This is a genomic window from Chitinophaga sp. CCNWYY40 (assembly GCF_037483205.1).
Classification (GTDB): Bacteria; Bacteroidota; Bacteroidia; order Chitinophagales; family Chitinophagaceae; genus Chitinophaga; species Chitinophaga ginsengisegetis.
Window position 1 is genome coordinate 870,568 of the sequence record NZ_JBBHLF010000002.1, and the last position, 16,989, is coordinate 887,556.

19 protein-coding genes are annotated in these 16,989 nt (G+C 47.2%); 12 read left to right on the forward strand and 7 right to left on the reverse strand.

Going from position 1 to position 16,989, the window contains the following annotated elements; genetic code table 11:
• The first annotated feature begins 6 nt into the window (after window positions 1-6).
• The 6 genes from V7S65_RS09280 (at window position 7) to V7S65_RS09305 (ending at window position 6,068) form a co-directional block, all read left to right on the forward strand.
• Entirely contained in the window at window positions 7-1,071 is a 1,065-nt protein-coding gene (locus tag V7S65_RS09280) for an aldose 1-epimerase family protein (protein WP_336388468.1), read from the forward strand.
• Window positions 1,072-1,088: 17 nt separating this feature from the next.
• Window positions 1,089-2,288 (forward strand): class I mannose-6-phosphate isomerase, encoded by a 1,200-nt coding sequence (locus V7S65_RS09285; protein WP_336388467.1) that lies wholly within the window; start codon window positions 1,089-1,091, stop codon window positions 2,286-2,288.
• A gap of 18 nt (window positions 2,289-2,306) precedes the next feature.
• Window positions 2,307-3,347 (forward strand): sugar phosphate isomerase/epimerase family protein, encoded by a 1,041-nt coding sequence (locus tag V7S65_RS09290; RefSeq protein WP_336388466.1) that lies wholly within the window; start codon window positions 2,307-2,309, stop codon window positions 3,345-3,347.
• A 27-nt stretch (window positions 3,348-3,374) separates the two neighbouring features.
• The gene (locus tag V7S65_RS09295) at window positions 3,375-4,526 is read left to right on the forward strand and encodes a Gfo/Idh/MocA family protein (protein ID WP_079472036.1); all 1,152 of its coding nucleotides are present in this window, start codon (window positions 3,375-3,377) and stop codon (window positions 4,524-4,526) included.
• An 83-nt stretch (window positions 4,527-4,609) separates the two neighbouring features.
• Window positions 4,610-5,401, forward strand: a complete 792-nt coding sequence (locus V7S65_RS09300) for a 3-keto-disaccharide hydrolase (protein ID WP_200817330.1) — start codon at window positions 4,610-4,612, stop codon at window positions 5,399-5,401.
• A gap of 139 nt (window positions 5,402-5,540) precedes the next feature.
• Window positions 5,541-6,068 (forward strand): 5' nucleotidase, NT5C type, encoded by a 528-nt coding sequence (locus V7S65_RS09305; protein ID WP_336388465.1) that lies wholly within the window; start codon window positions 5,541-5,543, stop codon window positions 6,066-6,068.
• On the opposite strand, the gene V7S65_RS09310 is transcribed toward V7S65_RS09305, so the two are convergent.
• The 3 genes from V7S65_RS09310 to V7S65_RS09320 are packed head-to-tail and all read right to left on the reverse strand — an operon-like array spanning window position 6,069 to window position 9,086.
• Window positions 6,069-6,749, reverse strand: coding sequence for an ABC transporter ATP-binding protein (locus tag V7S65_RS09310; RefSeq protein ID WP_336388464.1), 681 nt, complete (start codon window positions 6,747-6,749; stop codon window positions 6,069-6,071).
• Window position 6,750: 1 nt separating this feature from the next.
• On the reverse strand, window positions 6,751-8,010 hold the full coding sequence (locus V7S65_RS09315; RefSeq protein WP_336388463.1) for an ABC transporter permease: 1,260 nt from the start codon (window positions 8,008-8,010) through the stop codon (window positions 6,751-6,753).
• The gene (locus tag V7S65_RS09320; protein ID WP_336388462.1) at window positions 8,007-9,086 is read right to left on the reverse strand and encodes an efflux RND transporter periplasmic adaptor subunit; all 1,080 of its coding nucleotides are present in this window, start codon (window positions 9,084-9,086) and stop codon (window positions 8,007-8,009) included. Before V7S65_RS09320 ends, V7S65_RS09315 begins: the two co-directional genes overlap by 4 nt.
• Before the next feature lie 129 nt (window positions 9,087-9,215).
• On the opposite strand from V7S65_RS09320, the gene V7S65_RS09325 reads away from it, so the two are divergent.
• Entirely contained in the window at window positions 9,216-9,764 is a 549-nt protein-coding gene (locus tag V7S65_RS09325) for a pyridoxamine 5'-phosphate oxidase family protein (RefSeq protein ID WP_079472485.1), read from the forward strand.
• 4 nt (window positions 9,765-9,768) lie between these two features.
• Here V7S65_RS09325 and V7S65_RS09330 read toward each other — a convergent pair whose 3' ends face one another.
• The 3 genes from V7S65_RS09330 to V7S65_RS09340 all read right to left on the reverse strand — a co-directional run bounded on the left by V7S65_RS09330 (window position 9,769) and on the right by V7S65_RS09340 (window position 11,578).
• Window positions 9,769-10,797: an LLM class flavin-dependent oxidoreductase gene (locus tag V7S65_RS09330; RefSeq protein ID WP_336388461.1), complete on the reverse strand. Its 1,029-nt coding sequence runs from the start codon at window positions 10,795-10,797 to the stop codon at window positions 9,769-9,771.
• 87 nt (window positions 10,798-10,884) lie between these two features.
• Window positions 10,885-11,265, reverse strand: coding sequence for a PH domain-containing protein (locus V7S65_RS09335; protein WP_079472041.1), 381 nt, complete (start codon window positions 11,263-11,265; stop codon window positions 10,885-10,887).
• Between the two features lie 127 nt (window positions 11,266-11,392).
• Entirely contained in the window at window positions 11,393-11,578 is a 186-nt protein-coding gene (locus tag V7S65_RS09340) for a hypothetical protein (RefSeq protein ID WP_111578275.1), read from the reverse strand.
• A 403-nt stretch (window positions 11,579-11,981) separates the two neighbouring features.
• Between V7S65_RS09340 and V7S65_RS09345 the strand changes: the two genes are divergently transcribed.
• The 4 genes from V7S65_RS09345 (at window position 11,982) to V7S65_RS09360 (ending at window position 15,516) form a co-directional block, all read left to right on the forward strand.
• Window positions 11,982-12,743 (forward strand): SDR family NAD(P)-dependent oxidoreductase, encoded by a 762-nt coding sequence (locus V7S65_RS09345; RefSeq protein ID WP_336388460.1) that lies wholly within the window; start codon window positions 11,982-11,984, stop codon window positions 12,741-12,743.
• Window positions 12,744-12,804: 61 nt separating this feature from the next.
• On the forward strand, window positions 12,805-13,557 hold the full coding sequence (locus V7S65_RS09350) for an SDR family oxidoreductase (protein ID WP_336388459.1): 753 nt from the start codon (window positions 12,805-12,807) through the stop codon (window positions 13,555-13,557).
• Window positions 13,558-13,780: 223 nt separating this feature from the next.
• Window positions 13,781-14,686, forward strand: a complete 906-nt coding sequence (locus tag V7S65_RS09355) for a helix-turn-helix domain-containing protein (RefSeq protein WP_336388458.1) — start codon at window positions 13,781-13,783, stop codon at window positions 14,684-14,686.
• A gap of 50 nt (window positions 14,687-14,736) precedes the next feature.
• Window positions 14,737-15,516, forward strand: a complete 780-nt coding sequence (locus V7S65_RS09360; RefSeq protein WP_336388457.1) for an alpha/beta hydrolase — start codon at window positions 14,737-14,739, stop codon at window positions 15,514-15,516.
• Between the two features lie 42 nt (window positions 15,517-15,558).
• Here V7S65_RS09360 and V7S65_RS09365 read toward each other — a convergent pair whose 3' ends face one another.
• Complete coding sequence (locus V7S65_RS09365; RefSeq protein ID WP_336388456.1) at window positions 15,559-15,966, reverse strand: L-rhamnose mutarotase; 408 nt, start codon at window positions 15,964-15,966, stop codon at window positions 15,559-15,561.
• Window positions 15,967-16,434: 468 nt separating this feature from the next.
• Here V7S65_RS09365 and V7S65_RS09370 point away from each other — a divergent pair, with 468 nt between their 5' ends.
• On the forward strand, window positions 16,435-16,899 hold the full coding sequence (locus V7S65_RS09370) for a hypothetical protein (RefSeq protein WP_339545580.1): 465 nt from the start codon (window positions 16,435-16,437) through the stop codon (window positions 16,897-16,899).
• Window positions 16,900-16,989 lie beyond the last annotated feature (90 nt).

Below are 16,989 nucleotides of genomic sequence, written 5' to 3' on the forward strand. Positions count from 1 at the left end.
GCGCGGATGGCATTTAATAATCAGTCGTGGCAACATAAACTCTCGAATCATTTTCAGCTGGGAGGTATAGAAACGGCGGTGCTGGACAATGGCCCCGGAAGGGGCACCCGCATCGCCTGGATCAATACCGGAACGGGGTTACGTTATAAGGTGGTCATCGACCGGGCCATGGATATTGCGGATGCGTTTTATCATCAGCATAGCCTGGCCTGGTTAAGTCATGGCGGTATTACTGCACCCACGCGCGGGGCGAACAAAGGTTTGGACTGGCTCCAAACCTTTGGCGGTGGATTGATAACCACCTGCGGACTGATGCATGTGGGCGGCCCTGAAACCGATGAATATGGAGAGCGCGGGCTGCATGGCCCTATCAGTAATACGCCTGCTGAAATTGTTTCCATCATACAACCCGACCCCGTGGCCGGGCAGATGGAAATGAGCATTACCGGGATCATGCTGCAAACCAGCGCGCTCGGTCTCAAGCTGATGCTGAAACGTACTATTTCCGGTACACTGGGCAAAGCAGAGATCCGGGTGCATGATGAAGTGATGAACCGGGGCAATATCACGGCGCCGCATATGTTGTTATATCATTTCAATTTCGGGTGGCCGCTGGTAGATGAAGGTGCGGATATCTGCTGGAAGGGCAACTGGGTTTCCAGGGAAGGCAATCCGGATCACATTTTTAATGCGGATCACAATTACAAAAAATGCCTCGCCCCGCTGGACAGTCACGCTGGTGGCGGCGAAGAAGCCGCGATCATTGATCCGGTTGCAGATACCGGCGGATGGTGTACCTGTGGTGTCCACAACGCTGCGCTGCAACTGGCATTTTCGCTGCGGTTTAAAAAAGCGCAGTTGCCGGTGCTCACCAACTGGCAGCACTGGGGCAAAGGCGAATATGTGATGGGGCTGGAACCCGGCACCCATCCGCCTACGGGCCAGGCAAAAGCCCGCAGGGAAGGTACGCTGCTATTTATGGAACCGGGCGAACGCCGCGGATATGAATTGCAGATAAACCTGTTATATACCAACGAAGACATCAAATCATTTCTCACTGATCTTTTATAATCATCATTTTAAAGCTCATGGAAAAAACAAGCTTAGCAGAAAAAGCACTCGAACAGGGACAAGGGATTCTCCGGCTGGCACCAAACTGGGTACCCAGATCATTTTGTGTGCCAGGACGGCGGATCAAATTACACCCGGACGATTATTACGTACTGGGAGGCGAACGTGGCGGCATCGACGAACGTTGGCTGTCGTCCACCACTCCGGCGAAGAACGGCCCTTTAACAGGCGAAAATGAAGGTTTAAGCATGGTGGTGGTAAATGATGGCAGCGGCACACAGCAATTTTTACTGAAAGATGCCATCAGCGAATTAAAAGATAAACTGATCGGGAAACGTTTATGGGATACCTATGGCGCCTGGCCGATGTATTCCAAGTTCTTTGATAACATGGGACCACTCCCCCATCATATTCATCATAACGATGAAAAAGCAGCGCTGATCGGACAGGCCGGCAAGCCCGAAGCCTATTACTTTCCGCCGCAGCTGAATAATCATGGCGGTGATTTCCCTTATACTTTCATGGGTATTGCCCCCGGCACCACCCGCGAACAGATTAAGGAATGCCTGCTGAACTTTACCAAAGGCGATAATAAAATCACGAACTACTCACAGGCTTACAAGCTGGAACCTGGCACCGGCTGGGATGTTCCGCCGGGACTGCTGCATGCGCCGGGTAGTTTGTGTACCTACGAACCACAGAAAGCCTCCGACGTATTCGCCATGTACCAGTCGCTCGTAAACGAAGCCATCGTTCCGGAAGTACTGCTCTGGAATGGTACGCCAAAAGAAAGCATCGGCGATTACGACGCCCTGATGGACGTGATCGACTGGGAACTGAACGTAGATCCCAACCAGTTCCAGAACCGCTTTATGCCACCCAAAACGGCAGCTAACGGGGAAGGTTATACGGAAAACTGGGTATGTTATAAATCAGATGCATTCAGCGCCAAAGAACTGACTGTAGCGCCCGGCGCAACAGTAGTTATTAAAGACGCCGCCGCCTATGGCATTATCCTGATGCAGGGGCATGGCAAAATGGGTGTGTGGGATATTGATACGCCGGCGCTGATCCGCTATGGACAATTAACCAACGATGAGTTTTTTATCAGCGAAGCAGCGGCTACTGCAGGAGTGAAAATTGTAAACCACTCTTCTACCGATCCGATTGTAATGCTGAAACATTTTGGTCCGGGTAACCCCGACCTCGTGTTGTAATCTGTTAAAAACTACGTTATGAAAGATAATAATTATCCAAAACTGCACAATGCCACCTGGCCGGGCATTGTAGGAAAAGGAGATGGTGCAGAACCCATCATTTCATTTGATACACTGCTGGAAATGACCGCTAACGCAGATGTGAACGGCGTTAAGTTTGACGGTATCGACATCGGGTTGTTTGACCCGCATGTATCCGCAGACAGCTCAGACGATGACCTGAAAAGACTGGTAGAAAAAGTATCTTCCTATAACCTGGAGATAGGCAGCCTCGTGGCGCCGATCTGGCCTCCCAGCGGTGGTTCCGCAATGGGCAGCAAAGAAGACAGGGCAAAATTTGTAGAGCAGGTGCGGAAGTCGTGCCACGTAGGCAAACGGCTCCGTGACCTCGGTATCCGGCCAAACGGCGTAGTACGCATCGACTCCGCCTGCAGTCCGGAAGACTGGTCCAAAGATCCCGCCGGTAACACCAGGCTGATTGCACAAACGTTCCGCGAAGCCTGTGACGTAGCCGCTGACTATGGCGAAAAACTTGCCGCAGAAGGCGAAATCTGCTGGGGTGGCATGCATAGCTGGAAAGCCATGCTGGATACCCTGGAGGCGGTAGACCGCCCCAATATTGGGTTCCAGGCCGATATGTCGCATACGTTCCTGTACCTGCTGGGGTATAACAGCCCGGAAGACAGGATACTGCCGGCAAACTTTGAGTGGAGCGACCGCGAAGCAATCAAAGCGGGGCTCCGGAAACTTACACATGCCCTTCGTCCGTGGATGATCGATTTCCATGTGGCACAGAATGATGGTACGGTGCACGGCACCGGCTCTCACGATAAAACCGGTCGTCACTGCCTGGCTACTGATCCCAACGGGAAACTGAATATTGCGGAAGACGCCGGTTTCTGGCTGCGCGACGACAAAGGCGAACTCACAAAAGCGGTGAAACATATCTGCTGGGATGGTTGTATGTTCCCCAACGCCGTGATGACCCAGGCGAAAACCTGGAACGATATCCTCGCCGCCATGATCGCTGTAAGGCAACAACACGGCTGGCAGGAATAGTTTTTTAATTAATAATCCGTGACAACTATGACAACAAAGAAAGAACTGAGGATAGGATTAATAGGCTGTGGTTTTATGGGCAGAACCCACTCCAACGGCTACCTGCGCGTGAAAAACTTCTTCCCGGAACTGGCTTATCAGCCGGTACTGAAAGCGGTATGTTCCCGCACAGAAAGTAAAGCCAAAGCATTTGCCGCGCAATGGGGATATGAATCCGTAGAAACGGACTGGAAAGCCCTCATTGCACGCGATGATATAGACGCAGTAGACATTTGCACGCCCAACGACAAACACGCTGAAATAGCTATTGCAGCAGCTGCTGCAGGCAAAATGATCCTCTGCGAAAAACCGCTGGCACGTACGCTGGAAGAGTCGGCCGGGATGGTAGACGCCATTGAAAAAGCAGGCGTGCCTAATACCGTGTGGTACAACTACCGCCGGTTACCGGCTGTTACCCTCGCCAAGCAGATCATCGACTCCGGCAAGCTGGGTCGCATTTTTCACTACCGTGCCAACTTCCTGCAGGACTGGACCATTAACGCCAACCTGCCACAGGGCGGCGAAGGGTTGTGGCGCATGGATGCAGATGTAGCCGGTTCCGGCGTAGTAGGCGACCTGCTCTCCCATTGCATTGACACCGCGTTGTGGCTGAACGGTAGCATCACCACCGTAACCGCCATGACCGAAACGTTTGTAAAAGAACGCATGCATCAGCTCACCGGCAAAGTGGAAAAAGTAAACATCGATGATGCCTGCTCCTTCCTGTGCCGCTTCAGCAACGGTTCTCTCGGCCTCTTTGAATCAACCCGTTATGCACGCGGACATAAAGCGTTATATACTTTTGAAATCAACGGCGAAAATGCTTCCATCCGCTGGGACCTGCACGACCTGAACCGGCTGGAATACTTTGATAACGCCGACGCCTCTACGGTGCGCGGATGGCGTTCAATCCATGTTACAGACGGCGATCAGCCATATATGGATAAATGGTGGGTACCCGGGCTGGGCATCGGCTACGAACATTCTTTTGTACACCAGGTAGCTGATTTTCTGAAAAGCCTGGAAACCGGTGCGCCCTGTTCTCCTACTTTTAAAGAAGCGCTGGAAACGCAAAAAGTGTGTGAAGCCGTACTGGATTCAGCTGCTTCCGGTTCCTGGAAAGATACCAATGCTGCCTAACTACCGGTAACGGTTATACGCATCATGTTTACTATCTCCCCCGGATATACGAAAAAATACCAAACACTATTAAAATATTAATTATGCTGAAAAGAACCAGTGCAATGCTTATCCCGTTAGCCGCAGCCAGCCTGCTGTTTACCACGGCCAGTTGCCAGAACGGCAACAGTAAGACAGGCAACAGCCACACCGGCGATAGCACAGGTACCGATAAAGGCTTCGTACAGATCTTTGATGGTAAAACACTGAACGGATGGATAGGCGACTCTATTCACTGGCGGGCGGAAAACGGTCATATTGTTGGCGAAGTAACGCCTGAAACGTTACTGAAAACCAACACCTTCCTCATCTGGCAGGGCGATCAGCCGGCGGATTTTGAACTCACCTGCGAATTCAAAATCACCAGCGGCGGCAACAGCGGCATCAACTACCGCAGCGTAATGGTAGAAAATGTACCACACGCGCTGAAAGGCTACCAGGCAGATATTGACGGCGCCAACCGCTATACGGGTCAGAATTATGAGGAAAGAGGCCGTACCACCCTGGCCTACCGCGGACAGAAAACCACCATTCCCGAAGCAACTGATTCTCTGAAAAACGGCGTAAAGAACAACGCCTGGAGCGCCGCCGTTGTTACCGGCTCACTCGGCAGCTCTGATTCACTGCAAGCGCTTATTAAAAGCGAAGACTGGAATAAATGCCGGCTTGTTGTAAAAGGCAATCACCTTCAGCACTACATCAATGGTGTGCTGATGAGTGATGTAACCGACAACGACACGGTGAACGGAAAAACCAAAGGATTGCTGGGCGTACAGGTGCATGTAGGTCCGCCGATGAAAGTAGAATACCGTGATATTAAGCTGAAAAGTCTTTAAACTGATTTTATTTTTCAGGATTGAATGGCTGTGGCGCTGTGGTATGTTATTCCATAGCGCCACAGCCGTTTTACTTTTATATTACTACCAAATCCCCTCCGCACTTTTTATTATATTAGCTGCACAAAAACAGGAAACAATGCAGTTATCTATTGCCATCGACATGGACGAAACCATTGCAGACCCAATCAAAAAAGCCAGGGCATGGTATTACAGGGACTATGGTAAAACATTTACCACGGAAGAACTTCACGGCAAAACATTATCGGATATCCTGCCGGAAGAGCACAAAGCGAAGATTAAGGAATACCTGAATACACCCGGCTTTTTCCGCGACCTGGAAATATTCCCGAATGCAGTGGAAGTAATAAAAGAACTGAACAGGAAGTATAAATTGTATATCGTATCCGCAGCGATGGAGTTTCCCACTTCGCTGAAAGACAAATACGACTGGCTGCAGGAGCATTTTCCTTTTCTTGACTGGCGGCAGTATTGCCTGTGTGGCGATAAATCTATTGTACAAACAGACATCATGATAGATGACCTGATCCGCAATTTCAGCAATTTCAAAGGCCGGCCATTATTGTATCACGGGCATCATAACGTACATGTAGAAGGCTACGAGCGGATCATGAACTGGGAAGATGCAGCGAAGAAATTGCTGTAGTTACTGCCTGATAATCCGTCCGTCTTCCATTTCAATAATGCGGTTGGTATTTCCCGCAAACTCCGGATCATGCGTTACAATGAGCAATGTTTGCTGGTATTGTAACGATAGTTCCCGGAAGATATCGAACACAAGCTGACCGTTTTTCTTATCCAGGTTGCCGGTAGGTTCATCCCCCATTATAATTGCGGGATCATTGATCAGCGCGCGTGCAATGGCCACCCGTTGCTTTTGTCCGCCCGACAACTGGTTAGCGTTCTTTAATGCCAGCTCGTCGATATGCAGCATTTTAAGCCGCTCCATGGCGCGGTGCTCTGTTTCCTGCTCCGAATACCGGTTCAGCTTCAAACCGGGCAGCATCACGTTCCTGAGCACACTGAATTCGTTCAGCAGGTAATGGAACTGAAATACGAAACCGATCTTTTCATTCCGGATGCGGGCCAGCTGCTTTTCTTTCTGGTTGGTGACCTGCTGCTGATCGATCCATAGCTGTCCTTCGTAATCGGTATCCATAGTGGAAAGAACGTAGAGCAAGGTGGACTTTCCGCACCCGGACCTGCCCACTACCGAAACAAATTCTCCTTTATTGACAGACATGCTCACGTCGTTCAGTACCGGTATGGTTACCGGGTCATGAAACGACTTGTTGATATGACTGGCCTGCAGAATAACCTCGCTCATCTTATTTTCCTCTTATGATAACAACAGGATCTACCTTGCTGGCTTTCCTTGCGGGGAAGTAGCCTGCAAAGTAAGTGGTGACCAATGAAAATATGGCGCCTATAAAATAATAGGCCGGATTATAATTCACGGGGAAGGTAGTAATAGTAGGCAATGCCGCTGTGCGAAAAGGGATCTGATCAATGATAACAGATAGTCCGAATCCGAGGAACAGCCCTGCCACACCGCCGAACAAACCAATGCTCAGGGCGATCACAATAAAAATGCGGTTCACATCACTGCCACAGAAGCCGGTGGCTTTCATAATAGCAATGGCATCCATTTTTTCATAGATCATCATATTCAGGATATTATAGATCCCGAAACCGGCCACAATTAACAGGGTGATGCCTACTGAATAAGAAATCAGTGTTCTGATAAAGCTACCGGTTTCAAACTGTGAGTTAGCGGTTTGTATATCTTCTGTATCGGCCTGGAACAACGCGCCATACTCTTTCGCCACGGCGGGCGCCATATTCAGATCCGTGAGTTTTACCTGGATATCTGTGAGATAATTATTAGGCTTTCCCAATAGTTTTTGCGCGGTATTGATAGACGTGTAGCATTGTACTTTATCGAAATCCTGTAACCCCGACTGGAAATAGCCTACTACTTTCAGCGGCATGATATCGCCCTGTGAAGTAGTGACCTGTACTACATCTCCGGGGTCTGCCAATAATTTCTCCGCTACGCCTTTTCCGAGAATAATGCTGTTGGGTACATTTTTCAGATCGATGGGTTTGCCTGTAATAATGTAATCATTAAAATGAAACAGGGTACTTTCCGACTGCACATCAATCCCGTTAATAACACCGGTAATATCTATAGTACCGGCGTTAAAGAAAACGGGCGCAATAATTTTCGGGGCAACGCCTGTTACTCTGCTATCTTTTTTCAGCATATCCAGAATAGCGGCGCTGTTATATATTTCCTGGCGCCCGCTGGCAGACTTCACAGATTTAATAAAGTTATGCGACTGTTTGTATTCGCCGGAAAGATTAACAGGCTGGTATTTGCTGGGCTTAATATCATTGTAGATGCGTACATGCGGCGTTCTGTTGAGTATCAGCCCGTCGAGCAAACCATTGAGCCCTGTCATGAAGCTCAGTAAAGCTATGAACATGGTGATACTGAAGGTAACGCCCACTGCCGCCACCAGCGTTTGTCTCCAGCGCGCCTTCATCAGGGAAAATGATATACTGAAAATCAGCTTGTAGTTCATGGCGCAGGTTTCATGATAACATCGGCAGTTGTGAGGCCGCCCAGGATCTCCACTTTCTGATAGTCTTTCAGGCCTGTTACCACTTTCTTCTTCTCCTTATTTTCCAGCATTACATAATCATCTTCCAATAAAAAACTCCGGGGGATGATCAATGCTTTTTCTTTTGATTGAATAACGATGTTTGCCTCCAGGGTCATGTTGGGATAAATGACCGGTGGCTGTTTTACGAAAGCAGCATCGATGGTGAAGGACCGTGAGCGTTCATTCATGATGGGATATATTTTCTCCACGCTTGCTTCAAAGGCTTGTCCTTTGTAGCTGTCGAGCGTAATGAATACTTTCTGTCCCAGCCGGATGCGGGCAATATCGTATTCGTCGGCCTGCAGTTCCAGGTAAAAGTTACCGGCCTCGCCAATAACAGCCACGGGGCTTTGGGTATTTACCATCTCTCCGTTCTTTTTCAGGATACTGTATACCTTGCCGTCGATATCACTTCTCACGGTATAATCACTGTTTTGCGTGGTACTGATTTCGAGGTTCTTACCGGACTGCTTTGCCGCGAAGTTCAGTTGTTTCTGCAGATCGTTGTACTTATATAAAGCGATGTTGTAGGAAGTCAGCGAACTTTTATAAGCCAGTTCTGCCTGTTCCACCTGGTGCAGGCTACCGATCTGTTGTCCCCAGAGCCGGCGTTGGCGGACCAGTAAGAGCGAATCATTATTGAGTTTTATTTTGGCAAGATCGATGTTGACCTTTAACTCGTTTAACTTTTCTGTATTGGCGCTTACAGCGGCGTAGGCTGCAGAAAGGGCGGCGTTTTCCGTGTTTAGTTTCGCTGTTTCATTCAGCACATGGATAATGGCATCTCCCTTCTTTACCGTATCTCCTTCTGTAACCGGAATACTAACAATCAACCCGTTTACTTTGGAAAATACCTGGTACTGGTGGCGGCTTTTAATGATGCCGGAAGCGTATACGGATTCAGTGATATTTTCAACCACGGGATGTGTCTTTTCCCATTTACTTTTGCAGGAAGACAATATGAGGAGGAGCAAGAGAATTTTAACTGCCTTCATGTAGTATATTTTTCCTGCCCGATGTTACCGGCAGTGCTTCACTGGTAGTTTACAATCAACAAATGTACGGCATCTGTCCGTAAAAAGTTCGTACCTTTCTGTATAGACCACGCTTAAATGCCGCTTTATATGGGAAAATTTTTTGACGATATCAAGCCCGTACACCAGGACTTTATTGCTGCGCAGAAATTGTTTTTTGTAGCCTCCGCCCCGCTGAGTGATCAGGGCCATGTAAACCTTTCGCCCAAAGGGCTCGACAGTTTCAGGGTACTCTCCTCCAGCAAAGTAGCCTACCTCGATATTGTGGGCAGCGGAAATGAAACCTCCGCGCATCTCCGGGAGAATGGCCGTATTACCTTTATGTTTTGTGCCTTCGACGGGCCGCCCAATATTTTGCGTTTATACGGTAAAGGCTATACGGTGCTGCCGGGCGATCCGGAATGGCCGGAGCTGTCGGCGCTGTTTACGTTGTTGCCTGCCACCCGCCAGATCATTGTGGCGGATATCCATAAAGTACAAACCTCCTGCGGCTTTGGCGTTCCGTTGTATGAATACACCGGCGAGCGGGATCATGCCGCCAAATGGGCGGAAAAGAAAGGGCCCGAAGGACTGGAAGCTTACAAAGCCGAGAAGAACCTGGTAAGTATGGACGGATTGCCTACCGAACTGGGTGCGTAATCATTTAATCGGTATTCACCAGCGGAACGATGTACTTACCAATCAATTCAATGGACTTCAGCAATTTTTCATGGGATAAGCCCGCGTTATCCATTTGAAAAGTGATCCTGGAGATGCCTCCCAGCGCTTCGCTGTGGCGGAGGATCTTTTCTGCTATTTCTTCAGGGCCGCCTACCAGCAGGGCGCCGGTGGGACCTGTCTGTGCATCAAACTGCGCGCGTGTAACAGGAGGCCATCCCCGCTCCTTTCCAATCCTGGTGAATGTTTCGGCGTAGCCGGGGAAATAGTCGCTCACAGCCTGTTGCCTGTTTTCCGCAACATACCCCAATGAATGTACGCCTACGGTTAATTTATCGGGCGAATGCCCGGCTTTTCTGCCGGCTTCCCGGTAGAGGTCTACCAACGGGCGGAAACGGTGGGTTTCCCCTCCTATGATGGCCACCATGAGTGGCAGCCCCAACGTACCTGCACGGGCAAACGATTGTGGGGTGCCACCAACACCCAGCCAAATGGGTATGGGATCCTGCACCGGGCGCGGATAAATGGCAATATTATTAAGCGCCGGCCGGAAACGGCCTTTCCAGGTAACCGTTTCATGATCGCGGATATTCAGGAGCAGGTCCAGTTTTTCGATGAAGAGCGCATCATAATCCTGGAGACTATAGCCAAAAAGCGGGTATGCTTCTATAAAGGAACCACGGCCCACCACCATTTCGGCGCGGCCACGGGAAATAATATCCAGTGTGGCGAAATTCTGAAATACCCTTACCGGGTCGGCGGCACTAAGCACCGTTACCGCGCTGGAAAGACGGATATGTTTTGTACGGGCTGCTGCAGCCGCCAGGATGATGGTGGGTGCAGAGTCCAGGAATTCCTTCCGGTGATGTTCACCGATGCCAAATACATCCAACCCGGCATGATCGGCCATCACAATTCTTTCCAGCAGATCCGCCATTTCATCCATATTACTTTCTGCGACCGGCTTATTGTTTAAACCATTGGTGGCGGCAAAGCTATCTATTCCTACTTCCATGATCAATCCTTTTAGGGATGTTAAATATAAGCAATAAAAAAAGCCACCGATGGCGGCTTTGGTATGATAAACACTTTAATAAGAAACTTAGTTCAGCACGTAATGCGCCAATACCTTCTGTACCTCGTATACATCCACCGATTTGCTGAATTGCTTTTTGATGCTTGGCAGTTCTTCACCGGAGATCCAGATTTTCAGTTCTGCATCCAGTTCAAAAGTACCGGCTGTTTCCACGCTGAACCTGGAAATGCTTTTGTAGGAGATACTGCGGTATTCTGTTTTACTACCGGTAAGCCCCTGCTTATCGATCAGGATAAGACGTTTATTGGTAAATATAAAAGTATCCCTGATCAGCTTGAAACCCAGTTCTACCCGTTCTGAATCGAGCAGGAGTTTGCCATAATCTTTGGTTAACTGCTCCTGGCTAACGGTGGCTGCATTGCCAATAAGACCTGAAAAAAATCCCATATAAAAATTACGTTTGTTGTGGTGATGGGTACAAGATATTACAAATATTGTAAATAACAGAGGATTATGGCGGATAAATTCAGCCACGCTTTATCTACGCTTCATCCATGCTTTAAGTACGCTTCAACTACGCTTCATCTTTGGTATTCCTCACAAGGCCAATACCCGATATGAAGAAGATAACCCCAATCACAGCAGCCACCAGTAGCTGCCGCCATTGCATACTTTGCTGGATAAAACCATAACCGGCATAAATGATACCCACTATCCCCAGGATAGTCAGGATGGTTCCGAAGAGTCTTTTTACATTCATGGCTTGTGTTATTTGACTATTAATCAAACAATATCTATGCCGCGGGGGAAAGCTGTGTCTGCCGTTGGGGTTATTGCTGATCATCCATCCGGAAAGAAGAAGCCGGTAAACCTTCCCGGTTATAAAGATCCCCCCTTACCCAATTCTTAAATGCGTACCTCACTGCAACCGGCGCCGGCACTGAATCGCATTGAACTTTCACCTGGTTACGGTGAACAATGACTGCAGCAGCCGGATAACAATCTCTTCAGACGCTGTAAATCTATTTTATAGAAATATGACCAGCAGTTACCTTTCGCTATTACCAAACATCTCTGAAATGTATAAACCCTGTCCGGAAATGTATAAGTAGCCTTGCGCCGCGCTGTTGAACTTTGCTATATAAATTTAAAACTTCAAAAAAATGAAAACAACAGCATCAAAAATCGTTCTTGTAACTGGCGGGAGCCGGGGAATAGGAAAAAGTATTGCTTTAAATGCCGCTCAACGTGGCATTGACGTTATCCTCACGTATAACAGCAACTCCGATCAGGGGAAAGCCGTTGCTGATGCCATCAACAGCAGCGGAGGCAAAGCAGTCGCCTTACAACTGGATACGTCCAAAACCAACTCCTTTAACGGCTTTTCCGATCAGATCGCGCAGGTGCTTAAGCAGGAATGGAACCGGGAGAACTTCGATTATTTGGTCAACAACGCAGGGATATCCCAGCGAACGCTCATTAAAGACACAACAGAACAACAGTTCGATGAACTTGTCGATGTAAATTTTAAAGGTGTGTTTTTCCTTACGCAAAAACTAATTCCTTTAATTGTTGATGGTGGTCAGGTCATTAATATTTCTTCCGGGCTTGCCCGCTTTGCCTTTCCTGGTGTTGCCGTATATGGTGCTCTTAAGTCCGCGGTAGAAGGTTTGACACGGTATTTTGCCAAAGAATATGCCGAAAGGAAGATCCGTGTAAATAGTGTTGCACCAGGAGCTATCGACACTGAGTTTGGCGGTGGGAAAGGTGACGATAGCCATCGCGGGCAAATTGCCGGCATGACCGCGCTCGGACGTCTTGGGAATGCGGACGATATAGGCATGTTTGTCGCATCAATGCTATCCGAAGACAGCCGCTTTGTAAATGCCCAACGTATCGAGATATCGGGCGGGATGTTTATCTAATTCCTGAGAGTGACACGCCCAGCGCCTGTCACTCAATTTTTCAAACTAAATAACTTATTTTATGGATTCATTAAAAAATAAAGTCGCACTGGTTACTGGCGCCTCAAGAGGCATCGGTAAAGCAATTGCGCTGAGATATGCCCAATTGGGCGCACATATTGTAGTTAATTACGCAAGCAATAGCGCGGCAGCCGATACGGTAGTCAAAGAGATTGAAAGTTACCAGGTAAAAGCCATTTCAGTGAAAGCGGATGTTTCCAGGCCCGCTGAAATAGATCGGCTATTTGAAGTTGCCATCCGGGAATTTGGAAAAATTGATATTGTGGTGGTAAATGCAGGATTGGAATTGGTCGGCGTGCCGGTTACCGCGTTTAGCGAACTGCAATTTGATAGCTTGTTTAATACTAATACAAAAGGCGCATTCTTCACCATGCAGGCGGCCGCGAAACATGTGGCTGACAATGGCCGGATCATCTATATCGGTTCAAGTACTACCGGACTGCCTAATCCCGGATATGCGCTGCATGGCGGAAGCAAAACGGCCGCTTTGTACCTGGTGCAGGTGTTGGCCAAAGAATTAGGGAATAAGGGAATAACCGTAAACGCCATACTGCCTACGGCAACCGAAGGTGCAGGAATCCATACTGTTGTTGATGCAGAAGCACCTATCAGGGCTGTAATACCAACATTTTATCCAATGGGACGGATGGGTACACCGGAAGACGTAGCAAATGTTGCTGAATTTTTCGCCGGTAAACTGTCAGGTTTTGTAAGCGGGCAGCTGCTTTTAGTCAGCGGAGGTGCTATTGCCTGAAGGAAAGACCTACCTCCGCTTTATTGCTTAGCACCTGATACAAAAAGAACAAATCATTATTATGAAACTACGATCGTCGTTACAGGAACCGGATTTCCCTGGCTTTATACCGGCAGAAGTCCCGAAAGTAATCGGCGCGTATGAACAGGCTCCGCTGGGGAACAGCCTTCTTTCTGTATAAACTCTTTTTAGTAAATTTACTTAGCTTCCAATCCACTGTTACATGCAACAATCATTCGTCGATATCAATACCATACATGAGCTGCATAAGCTCTACGACTGCCCCCCACCGAAGCATCCGCTGGTTTCTTTCCTTCAGTTGCAGCAGATCAGCAGGAATAACTTTCCGGAAAAAGAAACGGCGTTCAGGCTGGGGTTTTATGCCGTGTATCTTAAACAGTTAAAAGGATCAATGGGCTACGGGCGCTCCCATTACGATTTTGATCAGGGCACATTGGTATTTACTGCTCCTGGGCAGGCTGTTTCTACACAGCGTTACATTTCCTATGACGATGGATGGGGATTATTCTTCCACCCTGATTTGCTGTACCGTACCGGGCTGGGTAAAAAGATACATGGATACTCATTTTTTCAGTACGATGCCAATGAAGCCCTGCATGTATCCGAGGATGAGAAGAAGGCCTTGCGAAACTGCGCGGATAACGTGACGCAGGAGTATTCGCAAAACATAGACAAACATTCACAGGAATTGATCGTAAATAACCTTGAATTGCTGCTAAATTACTGCAGCCGTTTTTACGACCGGCAGTTCTTCACACGTTCCAAACCCAGTCAGGATCTGGTCCAGCAGTTTGAAAGCCTGCTGCTGGACTATTTTTCAAAGGATTCGCTGATCGATGACGGGCTTCCTGATGTAAAATACTTCGCATCGCGGCTCAACCTCTCTGCTGATTATCTTTCCGATCTGCTGAACAGGTATACGGGTAAAACTACCCTGGAACATATTCACCTGCAACTGGTAGACAAAGCGAAATCCCTGCTGTGGAGCACAGAGAAAAACATCAGTGAAATTGCTTTTGAACTGGGCTTTGAACACCCCTCTCATTTTACAAAGATATTTAAAAGCAAAACCGGTAAGTCGCCGTCGGATTTCCGGCACCAGAATTGAAAACTGACGGCATTCTGTTATTTTGTAAACAAGTATTAAAAAAACATACCATGAACCTAAATCCCAATAGCGGCATTCGCACATTTAAAATACTGACGTTTTTTATCATGACGATTTTCGTCTCAACATTACAAGCTCAGGTTTCCCCAGGAATCCGAAACATTGTGCTTGTTCATGGTGCATTTGTAGATGGCTCCGGCTGGCAGCCGGTCTATGAAATCCTCACCAAAAAAGGTTACAAGGTCAGCATTGCCCAGCCTACGCTGACTACCTTTGAAGGCGATGTGGCTGCGGTAAAACGAATAATTAACCAGCAGGATGGGCCTTGTATTTTGGTAGGGCACAGCTATGGTGGTGCGGTAATAACAACAGCGGGCAATGATTCCCTGGTTAGCGGACTGGTATATATTGCCGCACACGCGCCGGATCAAGGCGAATCTGAGGCTGACAACGGCAAAATTTTCCCGGCTGCTTATAAATCACTGATCAAGGGAAATGACGGCTGGGACTACATTAATCCAAAGATGTTTGCGGCTGATTTTTCAGGTGATCTGCCAAAATCAAAAGCAGATTTTATGGCAAATTCGCAAACACCCACCGCTGATCTGGTATTCCATGCCATCATTCAAAATCCAGCCTGGAAAACAAAACCTGTTTGGTATATGGTAGCAAAATCCGATAGGATTATCAATCCGGAATTAGAGCGCATGTATGCCAAAAGAGCTAATAGTAAAAAAATAGTGGAAGTAGAAGGGGCAAGCCATAGTGTTTATATAACCCATCCAAAAGAAGTCGCAGACTTGATAATTTCCGCAACTGTCCTTCCCTAATTAATGAAAAACCAGTACGGGATGTATTAATTTTAGGCTACGTTATTCCACATGGAATACTTCTTCCATCCCCGACCACGTTTCTCCTTTTGCGGCTGCATCCGGTAAAGGAAGCTGACAGGGCGCCGTTACTTTCCACCATTGTTGGGTGATGCTGTCCTGCTTCATCTTCTCCATATCCCCTTTGAAATCTGTACCGGTATATTCAAAATAGCTGAACAAAAACCAGTGGTCATTTATATTTTTCAGGTAGATGGAATAATTGTGGATATGACATGCTTCAATCGTTTTCAGCACATCCGGCCATACTTTTGCATGCAGCGATTTATAGGCTTCTATCCTCTCCGGCCGGAGGCCTGTAACCATTCCGTAACGGCTGTTTTGACGGGCGGTATCTTTACAGGAGAATAAAGACAGCGATGCCGCCAATAGCAGGTGGTGAATTTTCATAATCGTGGTTTGGTTGCGAAGGTAGTGGAGGCGGAGGAATGATGTGGTGGTTTCTTTGACTTATTTCAGCACGATATTGACTATTGTTATTGATTGGTTAAGCTGGTTTTCCGCGGATAAGCGAAGGTCTATGAGTCTTTTCTAAATATTTACTTGCGATATCATCAGATCTTTTTTAAAAACCAGTAGTCATTTTTTATGGGCTCTTTCTATGATTTGGATTATATAATTGAAATAAATGAAAAAAGACTGGAACAGTATTCCAATGCTTACCAAAAAAACATAGACAAGTTTACTAATATTCTGGTAATATACTCTGCGTTCGCAATTTTTCTTATTCCTATCATACAGTCTCTTTTCTTTACAGAAACAAAGTGTTTATGGTTACATCACGTTTCCTTTTACATTTTCATCTCCCTATTCTCCATTTCACTGACAAACACAGTCCGCTTACTAATACCTGTTGAAGTGGCTTATTTACAGGAACCCAAACTTTATTATGAGGAATACAGGATAGGTTACGAGGAAGAAAACAGAGAAAGAAATGAAGTAGATGCGTTAATAAAAGCTTCCTATATAAATGAACTTGAGGAAGCTGTCAGAGTAAATAACGAAATATTTAAACGAAAGGGATTACTCTATTACAGAGCTTTTACTTTTGCAATTTTAGCAAGTGTTCCTTATTTGCTATGCATTGGTTTCCAAATTGCTATTAAAGATGATAAAGTTCAGAAAGTAAAAATTGTGAATAAATTCAGTACCTTTAACGAAACTTCGCATATGGCAAAAGATTCCAAGAAAACACGCCAGAGCAACTCTACCACAACAAAACTACCTGGTGTAGATAATAGCCAGGTAAGACCTTCCAGGCCCCAACTAATTAAGGAAAATTTTCAAATTGATTCATCAAAGGCTAAGATTGCTAAAAGATAGCTCAAAAGCCTCCTTATTTTATCAGAGCAGGATCAACAGATTATCAAGCACTTACCCATCAACATATAAAGATTAGCTAACATTCGTCTC